At 72.0% G+C, this 13403-nt stretch carries 13 protein-coding genes; 3 read left to right on the forward strand and 10 right to left on the reverse strand.

The annotated features are described in order from the left end of the window. Together E1283_RS18895 and E1283_RS18900 are read left to right on the forward strand one after the other, a co-directional pair. Positions 1–1236, forward strand: a 1236-nt coding sequence (locus E1283_RS18895; RefSeq protein WP_207930451.1) for a hypothetical protein, incomplete at its 5' end; no start/stop codon positions are given. Positions 1237–1273: 37 nt separating this feature from the next. Next, positions 1274–3637, forward strand: a complete 2364-nt coding sequence (locus E1283_RS18900) for a hypothetical protein (protein WP_132819263.1) — start codon at positions 1274–1276, stop codon at positions 3635–3637. Between the two features lie 26 nt (positions 3638–3663). On the opposite strand, the gene kdpC is transcribed toward E1283_RS18900, so the two are convergent. The 7 genes from kdpC to dut all read right to left on the reverse strand — a co-directional run bounded on the left by kdpC (position 3664) and on the right by dut (position 10100). Beyond that, the gene (gene kdpC / locus E1283_RS18905; protein ID WP_132819264.1) at positions 3664–4263 is read right to left on the reverse strand and encodes a potassium-transporting ATPase subunit KdpC; all 600 of its coding nucleotides are present in this window, start codon (positions 4261–4263) and stop codon (positions 3664–3666) included. Positions 4264–4271: 8 nt separating this feature from the next. Continuing rightward, a complete protein-coding gene (gene kdpB, locus E1283_RS18910; protein WP_132819265.1) occupies positions 4272–6368 on the reverse strand; it encodes a potassium-transporting ATPase subunit KdpB in 2097 nt (698 codons plus the stop codon). Beyond that, entirely contained in the window at positions 6365–8029 is a 1665-nt protein-coding gene (kdpA, locus tag E1283_RS18915; protein WP_132819266.1) for a potassium-transporting ATPase subunit KdpA, read from the reverse strand. The genes kdpB and kdpA overlap by 4 nt, the downstream gene beginning before the upstream one ends. A gap of 12 nt (positions 8030–8041) precedes the next feature. Continuing rightward, positions 8042–8131 carry a K(+)-transporting ATPase subunit F gene (kdpF, locus tag E1283_RS18920; protein WP_132819267.1) on the reverse strand — a complete coding sequence of 30 codons (90 nt, stop codon included), beginning with the start codon at positions 8129–8131 and terminating at the stop codon, positions 8042–8044. A gap of 215 nt (positions 8132–8346) precedes the next feature. Next, positions 8347–8709, reverse strand: a complete 363-nt coding sequence (locus E1283_RS18925) for a DUF6343 family protein (RefSeq protein ID WP_207930452.1) — start codon at positions 8707–8709, stop codon at positions 8347–8349. Between the two features lie 109 nt (positions 8710–8818). Next, positions 8819–9598 (reverse strand): DUF3710 domain-containing protein, encoded by a 780-nt coding sequence (locus E1283_RS18930; protein WP_132819268.1) that lies wholly within the window; start codon positions 9596–9598, stop codon positions 8819–8821. Position 9599: 1 nt separating this feature from the next. Beyond that, positions 9600–10100 (reverse strand): dUTP diphosphatase, encoded by a 501-nt coding sequence (gene dut / locus E1283_RS18935; protein WP_243744943.1) that lies wholly within the window; start codon positions 10098–10100, stop codon positions 9600–9602. An 87-nt stretch (positions 10101–10187) separates the two neighbouring features. On the opposite strand from dut, the gene E1283_RS18940 reads away from it, so the two are divergent. Continuing rightward, entirely contained in the window at positions 10188–10637 is a 450-nt protein-coding gene (locus E1283_RS18940) for a DUF3093 domain-containing protein (protein ID WP_132819270.1), read from the forward strand. Between the two features lie 20 nt (positions 10638–10657). Here the strand turns inward: E1283_RS18940 and E1283_RS18945 are convergent, their stop codons facing one another. The 3 genes from E1283_RS18945 to E1283_RS18955 form a co-directional block, all read right to left on the reverse strand. Further along, on the reverse strand, positions 10658–10957 hold the full coding sequence (locus E1283_RS18945) for a DUF4193 domain-containing protein (protein WP_052851347.1): 300 nt from the start codon (positions 10955–10957) through the stop codon (positions 10658–10660). 272 nt (positions 10958–11229) lie between these two features. After that, positions 11230–12456, reverse strand: coding sequence for a sensor histidine kinase (locus E1283_RS18950; protein ID WP_243744942.1), 1227 nt, complete (start codon positions 12454–12456; stop codon positions 11230–11232). Positions 12457–12543: 87 nt separating this feature from the next. After that, positions 12544–13197, reverse strand: coding sequence for a response regulator transcription factor (locus tag E1283_RS18955; RefSeq protein WP_132819272.1), 654 nt, complete (start codon positions 13195–13197; stop codon positions 12544–12546). Positions 13198–13403: the final 206 nt, after the last annotated feature.

The raw sequence follows: 13403 nt of genomic DNA on the forward strand, positions 1-13403 counted from the left end.
CGGGTGGCTCTGGTGCGTGCGACGGGATGTCTCGTCGTCCCCGTCGTGATCGGCCGGGCGCCCGCCTGGACCGTGGGCCCGCTGCCCTCCTCGGCCCTGTGGCCCTCCAGTTCCCCCCAGGCGCGGGTCGCCGACGACGCCGCGCGGCTGCGGTACTTCGAGCCGCGCATCGCCCAGACCCTGTACGGCACCGCGTCCGGTGCCGCCGTCCGCTGGCACCGCGTGGCCACCACGACATGGGACGGCGTCACCGTGCTTGCCGTGGAGGTGCTGCGGGCGCCCGCCGGCTCCGGAGCGAACCACGGGCTCGCGGTGCTGCACCTGAGGCTCGGCGGGGACCCGGTCGCCGAACTCGCCGGCCTGCGGGACCTGTCGGGGGTCAACGGGCCGCGCTGGCAGAGCGTGCTGCCGGCCGGCACCGGGGTGGCGCCCGGGGCCCGCCGCGCGTCCACGGTCTGCCACGTGACGTTCGACGGACCGACGCCGGCCGGCATGTCCGCCGCCTACGACGCGTGGCCGGCCCGGGACCAGTGGCTGTGGCAGCTCGCCTCGGCCACCACCGAGTCCGTGTTCCCGCCGGACGTCGAGGACGCGTCGCTCCTCGCGGGGCGGGTCAGGTTCTCCGCCGACTGGCAGGCGCTCGTGCTGCGCGACGGCGCGTCGTTCGTCGGCACCACCCCCGACCCGGGGGGCACCGACACGTTCCACGCCGCCGCCCAGACCTACGTCCACAGCATCTACCTCGACGTCCTGCTGCTCGGCCGGCTCCAGGCCGACGCCCTGAACGCGCTGGCCAACCAGATCGCGGACGTCCCGCTCCCCCGCTTCGGAGCCGGCGGGCTCCAGGCCGTCGAGGGCCGGCTCATCGAGCTGCGGCGGGCGTTCGGCCGGGACGTCATCACGGCGCACGACAAGGGCAACGAGATACTCGACCGCTATGTCACGCAGCACCGGGTGCCCGAGCTGCGCGCCCGCCTCGTGGAGGACCTGACCGACTCGGCGCGCTTCGTCGAGGCGGCCGCCGCCCGGTCCACCAACGCGGCGCTCGGCCTCGTCGCCGTCCTCGGCCTGCCCTTCGGCCTGTCGTACGCGGCGGGCGCCCTGTGGGGGGCGAACGGCGTGCGGGGCCTCCTCGTCTGGACCGGCGTCGCCGTGGCGCTCTCCCTCGTGCTGACAACCCTGAGCCCGGTCCGGGCCATGCTCCGCGACCTCGGCAACCGGCTCGAAAGACCGTGAAACCCACCGCAGCCCCCGCGAGGAAGGAACCGCGAAGGTGTCGGCCGATCTCGATGTGAAGGACCCGCGTCTCCAGCGGCTGAACGCCCTGCGTCTCATGATCCGTGACTGCGTCCTGGAGGACGGGTACCGGTTCCCGGCCCGGTTCGCCGAGGCCGTCGTGCTGTCCGAGACGGGCCGGGAGTGGTTCGACCACGTCATGGCCACGGTTCCCGACCTCTCGCCCGGCGACGCCAAGGCGGCGGTCTTCGCCGAGTTCGTGGTCGGCCGGGACCTCACGTTCTCCCTCGCCGAGACCGACTTCGAGCTGGCGCGGCAGGTCATCGGCGAGGAGGTCAGGAACCGCAGGATCCACTACCCGTGGGTCTTCGGCCGCGCCCTCGACGACGCCTACATCCGGTTCTACGGCAACACGCCGCAGTCGTACCTCGGGCACTCCGAGTCGCTGGAACTCCTGCGGACGGTGCCGCAGGGCGTGTTCCAGGTGGCCGACGTGACGGTGGGCCCCCTCGGCATGCTGCTGGTGCCGGAGTACCGCAGCCTGCCACCGACCACCTGCGGCCCGGCCATCGAGTGCCTGGACCCCGGCTGCGTCACCGTCCACCACTCCCGGCTGATGACCGGCGACACGCCCTCGGGCGACGCGTACCGGGAGATCATTCCCCAGGTCGCGGTGGACATGGCGCTGGCCCGCCGGGTCATGGACCTCTACCTGCCCGACGACGAACACCTGCGCACGGACAACCGGTGGGGTCTGCCGTGGCTGCTGACGAACGGCCTGTCGGAGGCCGAGCGCAGAACCCTCCTGGTCTCGCTCCTCGGCGACAACACCGACGGCGTCCGGGAGTTCGTCGGACGGCACCTCGGCCGGGAGCTCGCCGACCAGCCGGCGACCCGGATCGCCGAGACGGTGGACGGTCCGGTGCTGTTCCAGCTGCTGCTGACGGTCACGGACGGCAGTCTGGTCCTCAAGCTCGAGGAGGCCATCGCCGACGGCCGGATCCACGTGGCCCGCACCGAGACCCGGCGGCCCATCAGGTCCAAGCACGAGAACGGCGGGTACTTCGGTTCGGAGTGCCAGGCCAGCAGGCTCGGCGTCCGGTTCGTCCCCCGCAACGTCGAGGTCGCCCCGGTCGCCCTCAAGCACCTGATCACCTCGCTGTACGCGGGGGACGCGCGGGAGGACCTGGACTGGCGCCTGCGCACGGTCCCCGGAAACGACGCCATGACCCGCCTCGACGGCTACCTGCGGACGACACCGCCGCGCGAGGTCATCGCACGGCTGATCCTGGACGACCGGGCGCTGCTGCTCGCCGCGTTCAGGGAGCTCCGCTACGGGATGTTCCGCCTCCCCCGCACGCCGGACGAGGAGTCGGAGCTGATCGACCGGATGCTCTGGAAGCTCGGCTACCCGCAGGACACCCCGGACAGCCCGGACACGGCCGTCCGCCAGTTCGGGGCGCAACTCACCGGGCTCCTACTCACGTCGACCGGCCCGAGCTCCCCCGTGGACCGGGCGGAGGACGTCAGGAGCGTCGGCATCAACCTGTTCACCGCGCTCGAACGCCTGCTGACCAGCACCCTGCGGTTCGTCTGCTGGGCGCTGCTGTCCGACCCCTATCCGGACGAGCGGAACCGGCGGTTCGTGTTCCGCCGTTCGTGGGCCGACCGCTCTCTCGCCGAGACGATGAGCGACCCGGCCGGCGTGCCGGTGGGCTTCGACTACGACCCCGCGGGGCGCAACTCGCTCGGCGTGCTGATCCAGGCGTTCCGGGTGCTCGCCACCAAGTGCGAGCAGGTGCTGGAGCGCGAGGGGGACTTCGTGCGGGACGAGGCCCGGGTGCCGTTCTTCGCGGCCCGGGCCTCGTCCGTCTACACGTTCCCCTTCCTGCACACCCGCCTCGTCCTGGACCTGTCCCACGACAGCAGGCAGAGCCTGCTCGCCGCGCTGCGGAACTTCGCCTCGGCCCTGGAGACGGGCCGGGTGGTGGAGGTCAGGAACAGCCTCGTCCACGACGGCGACGACTTCCCGACCGCCGCCCGGATCAGGGACGCGTGCGCCATGGTCGGGAAGGGGCTCGACATCCTGGTGGAGCACGGCCTGCTCCCCACGATCTACACCTGTGTGGGGCAGTCGGTGGACACCTACCGCCGCAAGGTGATGCTGATGACGGACGGCGCGGGCCACACGGTCCAGTTGGGGAGCCCGTCCGAACTCGACCAGTGCGAACTGCCGCCCTACGAACGCCCCCAGATCATCCTCACCGGTGCCCGCCTCGCGCTCACCGGCGAACCCATGCGGATGCGGTACGAGGAGGAGACGGAGTTCACCAGGATGTGGGACGACTACCTCGCCCGCGCCTCCCGGGCCGGCGACATCCAGGACCTCCATCCCGAATGACCCGGCCCCCGGAGGGCGCGCGCCCGCTACCCCACCACCTCCCGGAGGGCGAGGTTGAGTTCCAGCACGTTCACCCGTTCCTCGCCGAGGAAGCCCAGGTCGCGGTCTTCCGTGTGGTCCGCGACCAGCCGCTCGACCTGCTCGGGGGAGAGCCCGTTGGCCGCGGCCACCCGCGCCACCTGGATCTCCGCGTAGGCCGGGGAGACGTGCGGGTCGATGGCCGACGACGAGCCCGTGACCGCGTCCGCGGGCACCGCCGACTCCGGCACGCCGTTGAAGGCGGCGACCGCCGCCCTGGTCTCCTCGACCGTCGCGAGCAGCGTCGGGTCGCTCGCGCCCAGCTGGCTGGAGCCGGTGGCCGTCGGGTCGTAGCCGCTGTGGGAGGGCCGGGGTTGGAACCAGCGCGGGTCGGGGTCACCGTTCGCGTCGTTCCAGGTCTGGCCGATCAGCGAGGAGCCGACGTCCCGCCCGTCGGCCTGGACCAGGGAGCCGTCGGCCCGGTGGCCGAAGGCGGACTGCGCCACGCCCGTCACGGCCAGCGGGTACACGACGCCGGTGACCACGGTGAGCACGAGCAGCGCCCGGAAGGCGGCCCAGACGGTTCGCATGGGGGTTCTGAGGTTCATGAGCGAGTTCACCCGATCCCGGGGAGCAGGGAGACGACGAGGTCGATGGCCTTGATGCCGACGAACGGCGCGACCAGTCCGCCGAGGCCGAAGACGCCGAGGTTGCGGCTGAGGAGTTGGTCGGCGCCCATCGGCCGGTAGGCGACGCCGCGCAGGGCGAGCGGCACCAGCGCGACCACGATCAGCGCGTTGAAGATGACGGCCGACAGGATCGCCGACTCGGGCGAGGACAGCCGCATGATGTTGAGCGTGTCCAGGCCCGGGTAGGCGACGGCGAACATCGCCGGGATGATCGCGAAGTACTTGGCGATGTCGTTGGCGATCGAGAAGGTGGTCAACGCGCCGCGGGTGATCAGCAGTTGCTTGCCGATCTGGACGATGTCGATCAGCTTCGTCGGGTCGGAGTCCAGGTCCACCATGTTCCCGGCCTCCTTGGCGGCCGAGGTGCCGGTGTTCATGGCCACGCCGACATCGGCCTGGGCCAGTGCCGGGGCGTCGTTGGTGCCGTCGCCGGTCATGGCGACCAGCCGGCCGCCGGCCTGCTCCCGCTTGATGAGGGCCATCTTGTCCTCGGGGGTGGCCTCGGCGAGGTAGTCGTCGACGCCGGCCTCGGCCGCGATGGCCTTGGCCGTCCTGGCGTTGTCGCCGGTGATCATCACCGTCCTGATGCCCATGGCCCGGAGCTGTTCGAAGCGCTCGCGCAGGCCCTCTTTGACGACGTCCTTGAGGTGGACGACGCCGAGGACCCGGGGCCCGTCGGCGACGAGCAGCGGGGTGCCGCCGCTGGCGCTGATGGACTCGACCGCGCCCAGGGTGGTGTCGGTGACCGTGCCGCCGAGTTCGACGACCCGGCCGGTGACGGCGCCGACCGCGCCCTTGCGGATCCGGCGGTCGCCGGTGTCGACGCCGGACATCCGGGTCTGGGCGGTGAACGGGACCCAGTCGGCGTCGGCCACGGCGTCGCGGTCGCGCGCCGGCCGCCCGTACCCGGTCACCGCAAGGGTGACGATCGAGCGGCCCTCGGGGGTCTCGTCGGCCAGCGACGAGAGCTGGGCGGCCTCGGCCAGTTCGGCCTCCGTCACCCCGGCGGCCGGCAGGAACGCGGTAGCGCGCCGGTTGCCGTGGGTGATGGTGCCGGTCTTGTCCAGCAGCAGCGTCGACACGTCGCCCGCCGCCTCCACCGCCCGGCCCGAGGTGGCCAGGACGTTGCGCTGCACCAGGCGGTCCATGCCGGCGATGCCGATGGCGGAGAGCAGGGCGCCGATGGTGGTGGGGATGAGGCAGACCAGCAGCGCGGTCAGCACCACGAGCGACTGCTCGGCGCCGGCGTGGACCGCGAACGGCTGGAGGGTGACGACGGCCAGCAGGAAGACGATGGTGAGGCTGGCCAGCAGGATGTTGAGGGCGATCTCGTTGGGTGTCTTCTGCCGGGCCGCGCCCTCGACCAGGGCGATCATCCGGTCCAGGAAGGTCTCGCCCGGCCTGGTGGTGATCCGGACGGTGATCCGGTCGGAGAGCACCCGGGTGCCGCCGGTGACGGCCGAGCGGTCGCCGCCGGACTCGCGGATGACGGGCGCGGACTCCCCGGTGATGGCGGACTCGTCGACCGAGGCGACGCCCTCGATGACGTCGCCGTCGCCGGGGATCACGTCGCCGGCCTCGCAGACCACCAGGTCGCCGACGCCGAGCGCGGTGCCCGGCACCCGCTCCTCGTCGCCGTTCCGGCCGCTGAGGCGCCGGGCCACGGTGTCGGTGCGGGCGGCGCGCAGCGAGGCGGCCTGGGCGCGGCCGCGGCCCTCGGCGACGGCCTCGGCCAGGTTGGCGAAGAGCACGGTCAGCCAGAGCCAGCCGGCGATCGCCCAGCCGAAGGCGTCCGCGGGGTGGCTGGCGGCCAGCACGGTGGTGAGCGCCGAGCCGATCAGCACCACGAACATCACGGGCGACCCGACCATGGTGCGCGGGTCGAGCTTGCGGACGGCAGCGGGCAGCGACGACCACAGCAGCCGGGGGTCGAAGCCGCCTCGGGAGACGCGGGCCGGCTGGCCGGCGGGGTGGTGGTCCCGGGCGTCGGCCTCAGGGCGGACGGGGGTGGTGGTCGTGCTCATGAACTGAGACCTTCCGCGAGCGGGCCGAGGGAGAGCGCCGGGAAGAACGTCAGGCCCGCGACGACGACGGCGGTGGCCACCAGCAGGCCGCTGAAGAGCGGCCGGTGGGTGCCGAGGGTGCCGGCGGTCACCGGGACCCGGCGCTGTTCGGCGAGCGAGCCCGCCAGCACCAGGACGAACACCATGGGCAGGAATCGGCCCAGCAGCATGCAGATGCCGAGGGTGGTGTTGAAGAAGTCGGTGTTGGCGGCGAGGCCCGCGAAGGCGCTGCCGTTGTTGTTGGCGGCCGAGGCGTAGGCGTAGAGGACCTCGGAGAAGCCGTGGGGACCGATGTTGGTCATGGACTCCTCGCCGTCCCCGAGGCCCATGGCCAGGGCGGTGCCGATCAGCGTGAGGGCCGGGGAGACGAGGATGGCGCAGGCGGCGAGCTTGATCTCGCGGGTGCCGATCTTCTTGCCCAGGTACTCGGGGGTGCGGCCGACCATCAGGCCGGCGATGAAGACGGTGATCACGGCCATGATCAGCATGCCGTAGAGGCCGGATCCGACGCCGCCCGGCGCGATCTCGCCGAGCACCATGCCGAAGATCAGCACGCCGCCGGAGAGCCCCTGGAAGGAGTCGTGGAAGGCGTTGATCGAGCCGGTCGAGGTCATGGTGGTGGAGACGGCGAACAGCGAGGAGCCGCCGATGCCGAAGCGTTGCTCCTTGCCCTCCATGCCGCCGCCGGCCGCCTGCGAGGCGGTGCCGGGGGCGTGGTGCTCCATGAGGGTCACGGCGATGACGCCGGCCAGCCAGATCACGCCCATCGCGGCGACGATGGCGTAGCCCTGCCGGACGCTGCCGACCATCCGGCCGAAGGTGCGGGGCATCGAGAACGGGATCACCAGCAGCAGGAAGATCTCCAGCAGGTTGCTGATGCCGTCGGGGTTCTCGAAGGGGTGGGCGGAGTTGGCGTTGTAGAAGCCGCCGCCGTTGGTGCCCAGGTTCTTGATCGCCTCCTGGGAGGCGACGGGGCCGCCGGTGATGTGCTGGGTGGCGCCGGTGACGGTGGTGACGTCGTGGCCGCCGGAGAAGTTCTGGATGGCGCCGAGCGCGACCAGCACGACGGCGGCGAGCGCGGCGATCGGCAGCAGGATGCGGATGGTGCCGCGCACCAGGTCCGTCCAGAAGTTGCCGAGCTCACCGGTGCGGAACCGGGCGAAGCCGCGCACCAGGGCGACGGCGACGGCCATGCCGACCGCGGCCGACACGAAGTTCTGCACGGCGAGCCCGCCGACCTGGGCCAGGTGGCCCATGGCGGATTCGCCGGAGTACGACTGCCAGTTGGTGTTGGAGACGAAGGAGACGGCCGTGTTGAACGCCTGGTCCGCCGGGATGGCGGCGAAGCCGAGCGACAGCGGCAGCAGGTCCTGCACCCGCAGCAGCAGGTAGAGGAAGAGCACGCCGACCGCGGAGAAGGCGAGCACGGACCGCAGGTAGGCGGGCCAGCGCATCTCGGCGTCCGGGTCGGCGCCGACGCAGCGGTAGATCAGCCGTTCGACGCGCAGGTGCTTCCTGGACGAGTAGACGGCGGCCATGTAGTCGCCGAGGGGACGGTGCACCAGGACGAGCGCCACGACGAGGGCGGATATCTGGAGCACGTCGGCAAGAGGGGTACTCATGGTCGGCGGCCCTCAGAATCTCTCGGGGAAGAGCAGGGCCAGGACCAGGTAGCCGACCAGGCCGGCGGCCACGCACAGACCGACGATGTTCTCTGCGCTCACAGCTTCCCCACCCCATGGGCGGAGAGGGCCACCAACGCGAATCCCGCGAGGATGACCAGGACGAAGACCAGGTCGGCCATCGGTTGCTCCCGAACGAGTGGGCAATCACTTACTCGCCCAGGGAACCTCTGTTCGCACCGGTTGCGGCCTTCGTTGACGGCACCCTGATAGCCGGCACCGCGTCGTTGACGTGGTTCCTACGCGCTGGACCGGATCTAGCCGCCTTCGTCCGGATTCCGGTCGGGTCCCCCGCCCTCCCGGGGCTCCTGGTGCTCCCGGTCCTCGTGGTCCTCGCGGTGTCCGCCGGCACCGCTCGCACGCCGGCGGCGCAGCAGGATCGTGAGGTCCGTGGCGGCGGCCAGGGTGAGGACCGCGCACCCCACGGTGAGCGCGATCAGCGGGCCGCGCCCGGGTCCGGAGTGCGACCCGCCGGCGCCGAGCCAGACGGCGAAGGCGATCGTGCCCGCGGCGAACAGCGGGGTGAAGATCGCGGACAGCAGGATCCGCAGCCGGATGTCGCTGTAGGCGGTCAGCGGCTCGGTGCCGGTACGCGCGTGGCGTCCTCGTCCTCTGCTCATGGCGGGGCCTCCCGTGACGGAGCCCGCCGAGTACCCCGTGGGAAGCCCCACCACACGCCGACGGGCCGTCGCGAGGCGACGGCCCGTGGCGGGACGGACGGGAGGGCGGCTAGCGGACCTCGGAGATCTCCGGGCCGCGGCGCAGCTTGTCGAGGCCGCCGGCGAACCGGGAGACCTGGGCGCCGTCCGCGGCGGCCTGCTCCTGCTTCACGCCGTCCGGCACCATCTGCGCGTCCTGCGGCAGCTTGAGGACGATCGGGTCCCTGGGGGCCATCGGGCCCTCGCCGCGGACCACCACGGCGTCCCTGAAGATCTGCTCGAGCACGCCGGCCGCCTGCGGCTGGACCGCGCCCTGGCCGGAGATCACGCCGCGCAGGAACCAGCGGGGGCCGTCCACGCCGACGAACCGCACGACCTGCATGCCGCGCTTGCCGTCCGGCAGCTGGACCGGCACCCGGGCGCGCAGCTCCCAGCCCAGCGGGCCCTCGATCTCCTCGATCACGCCGCCTTGCTGGGTGATGCCCGAGGCGATCTCCTCGCGCACCTCGCCCCAGATGCCCTCGCGCTTGGGGGCGGCGAACGCCTGGAGCTGCACCGCGCTGTCCTTCAGCACCACGGTGGCGGCGACGATCGCGTCTCCCGCGACCTCCACCCGCAGCTCCATGCCCTGCACGCCAGGCACGAAGAGACCGCCGAGGTCGACCCGGCCCTCTGAGGGGTCGGTCACCTCGCTGCTGTCCCACGGACCGTCGGGTCGGGGCGCCGGCTCGAGCCTGACCCGGCGCACCTCCTCCTCGTCGGGAGCCTCTTCGGCGGTGGCCTCGGTGGGCTCGACCGCCTCCGCCGCCTCGGCCGGCTCCTCGTTCCGCTTGCGACGACGTCCGAACACGTCAGAGTCCTTTCCGGTCGGCGCTCCCGCCGGGGCCGACCGCAGCGTAGGGGGGGTTCCGCAGGTCGGCATGGCCGCCCGTGGAGCCGAAACCCCCCGTGGCCCGCGCCGACCCCGGCAGCTCCGTGACCTCGTGAAAACGCACCGCCGCCACCTGCTGGACGACAAGCTGGGCGATCCGGTCGAACGGCTGGAACCGCACCGTTTCCCGCGGATCCAGATTGATCACGATGACCTTGATCTCTCCACGGTACCCGGCATCGATGGTGCCCGGCGCGTTGACCATGGACACCCCGCAACGGGCGGCGAGCCCGGAGCGCGGATGCACGAACGCCGCGTAACCGTCGGGGAGCGCGACGGCCACCCCCGTGGGCAGTACCGCGCGCTCGCCCGGCGCCAGCTCGGCGGCCCGGGTGGTCACCAGGTCGACGCCGGCGTCCCCCGGGTGCGCCCGGGAGGGGACGGGGACCGCCGGATCGATCCGCCGGAGCGGCACGTCCAGCGAGAAGGGGCTTACAGGCTCGGCACTCACGATGCAGACCCTACCGCCGCTGACGGCCCGTGGGGACGAGCCTGCCATGCTTGGGCCATGAAGCCGTACGACGAGCGACTGACCGTACCCAGGACGTGGTGGCTGATGGCCCTGCTCGGGGTGGTGCTGCTGGCCTTCGCGCTGCTTCCGCTGGGCACCGTGCCGGTGCTGTGCGGCCTGGCCGCGGGCGGGGCCCTGTCCGGGGTGGCGCTGAGCGCCTACGGCTCGGCCCGGATCCGGGTGGTCGCCGGCTCGCTGGTCGCGGGCGAGGCCCGGATCCCGCTCACGGCCCTGGGCGAAGCCCGGGCGCTCGACGCCGACGAGGCGCGCGCCTGGCGCACCCATCGTGCGGATGCCCGGGCTCATATGTTGCTGCGCGCCTACATTCCGACGGCCGTCCGGGTCGAGGTGACGGATCCGGAGGATCCGACTCCGTATCTGTATCTCTCCACCCGGCGCCCCGACCGCCTGACCGCGGCGCTCAGCGCCCGCCCGGACCCGGCCTGAGGCCACGCCCGGGCCGGCGCTCATGCCGCGCAGTCGCGGCAGATCGGCTGACCGTCCTTCTCCTTCGCCAGCTGCGACCGGTGGTGCACGAGGAAGCAGCTCATGCAGGTGAACTCGTCAGCCTGCCTGGGCAGCACTCGGACGGACAGTTCCTCGTTCGAGAGGTCGGCGCCGGGCAGCTCCAGGCCCTCCGCCTGCTCGAACTCGTCGACGTCGACGGTGGACGCCGACTTGTCGTTCCGCCGTGCCTTCAGCTCCTCGATGCTGTCCTCGTTGACATCGTCATCGGTCTTGCGTGGAGTGTCGTAGTCGGTTGCCATTTCGTTCTCCCCCTCCGGGTGTCTGCGGTATCTCCAGCGCACGTAACGCGCGGGGGGTCGGACTTTGTGCCCGACCCGAGGCGGAGATTTTGCCTCACATCAAGTGCTGTTACTCAATCGACACCCAACCGAACGCCTGAAGAGGTGATCATCCCGGCTGCCGATCGGGCCGTTAACCGGTCAAAAACCCGCCCACGGCCTTGTGGCGGCGGCCCTCGGGGGCGCCGCTATGCGATTGATCACATCTCCTTCTTTCCCGCTGCGAGGGCCGATCAGACCGGGATGGCGACCCTCATCACCAGGCCGCCCTGCTCCCGCGGCTCGGCCCGCACATAGCCGCCGTGCGCCCGCGCCACGGAGCGGGCGATCGACAGCCCGAGACCGACGCCCTTGTCGCTGCCCGTGCGCTCGGTACGCAGCCGACGGAAAGGCTCGAACATATTATCGACCTCGTACGCCGGAACGACCGGACCCGTATTCTCCACCACCAGCACCGCCTGTCCCGGCCTGGCCTCCGTGTCCACCCGCACCCAGCCGTCCTCCCGCACGTTGTACCGCACGGCGTTCTGCACCAGGTTCAGCGCGATCCGCTCCAGCAGCACGCCGTTGCCCTGGACGAGGACCGGCCGGCGGACGCCACGCAGCTCCACGCCGCGCTGCTGCGCCTCGGCCCGCACCTGCTCCACCGCCTGCCCGGCCACCTCGGCCAGGTCGACCGGCTTGCGGTCCACGATCTCGTTCTCGCTGCGGGCCAGCAGCAGCAGGCCCTCCACCAGCTGCTCGCTGCGCTCGTTGGTCGCCAGCAGCGTCTTGCCGAGCTGGGCGAGCTCGGGGGTGGCGTCCGGGTCGGAGAGCTGCACCTCGAGCAGCGTGCGGTTGATCGCCAGCGGGGTGCGCAGCTCGTGCGAGGCGTTCGCCACGAAGCGCTGCTGCGCGGTGAACGCCCGGTCGAGGCGGTCCAGCATCTCGTCGAAGGTGTCGGCCAGTTCCTTCAACTCGTCGTCGGGGCCGTCGAGCTCGATCCTGCGGTGCAGGTCGGAGCCGGCCACCTGGCGGGCGGTGCGGGTGATCCGGCCCAGCGGCGAGAGCACCCGGCCGGCCATCACGTAGCCGAAGGCGAAGGCGGCCACCGCGAGCCCGAGCAGCGCGAGCAGCGAGCTGCGCAGCAGTTCGTCGAGGGCTATGGCGCGCTGCCGGTCCACGCAGTCGGAGAGCCAGTCCTCGAACTCCCCCTTGGTGACGGGGCCCGACAGCTCGGGGCAAACGCCCGAGGTGGTGCGCAGGTTGGTGTCGGTCTCGAAGACGAAGGGCATCGCGTTGCCCTTGTGCAGAGCCTGGGCGGCCAGCAGGTAGATGATCGTCAGCAGCACCACGCCGGCGATCAGGAACATCCCGCCGTAGAGCAGGGTGAGCCGGATCCGGATGGTGGGCCGGAACCAGCCCTGCGGCCGGTCGGCGTCCCGCGGGTCCCAGTGGGGCTTGGGCGGCGCGCCCGGCATGAGCGGCGGCTGCCGGCGCCCGGCGGCCGGGGGGCTCGGGGGGACCGGTGGCCTCGGCGGCGGCGAGGCGGAGGACTGTGGCATGGCTCAGATCCGGTATCCGGCGCCGGGCACGGTGGTGATCACCGGCGGGTCGCCCAGCTTGCGGCGGAGCGTCATCACGGTGACCCGGACCACGTTGGTGAACGGGTCGGTGTTCTCGTCCCACGCCTTCTCCAGCAGCTGCTCGGCCGAGACGACCGTGCCCTCGCCGCGCATCAGCACCTCGAGCACGGCGAACTCCTTCGGCGCGAGATGGATCTGCCGATCCTCCCTGAACACCTCGCGGCGGTTCGGGTCGAGCCGGATGCCGGAGCGCTCCAGAACGGGCGGCAGCGGCGCCGTGGCGCGCCGCCCGAGGGCCCGCACCCTGGCGATCAGCTCGCTGAACGCGAACGGCTTGGGCAGGTAGTCGTCGGCCCCGATCTCCAGGCCCTCGACGCGGTCGCTGACGTCCCCCGAGGCCGTCAGCATCAGCACCCTGGTGGGCTTGCCGAGCCGGATGATGTGCCGGCAGACGTCGTCCCCGTGGACCAGCGGCAGGTCGCGGTCGAGGACGACCACGTCGTAGTCGTTCAGGTCGACGCGCTCGGTGGCCGCCGCCCCGTCGTAGACCACGTCCACCGCCATCGCCTGGCGGCGCAGCCCGACGGCCACCGTGTCCGCGAGCAACTGCTCGTCCTCGACGACGAGTACGCGCACGTCCCGATCCTCTTCTCGTGAGATCCCCTGTGGTGGCGGGCGGGAGGCTCGTGCGCCCACCCCACCGTCCATCCTGCACCCACCACCCATAAACCACTGGTAAACGCAGGGTGCCGACCCGTGGCCCCGAATTTCGCGGCAGGTGAGGTTTCCGGTCCTGGTGGGCCGGGGAGGAACAGCGACACACCCCGCGACCACCACCCCCC

Origin of the sequence: Streptomyces hainanensis, assembly GCF_004348415.1 — a bacterium.
Lineage (GTDB): Bacteria > Actinomycetota > Actinomycetes > Streptomycetales > Streptomycetaceae > Streptomyces > Streptomyces hainanensis.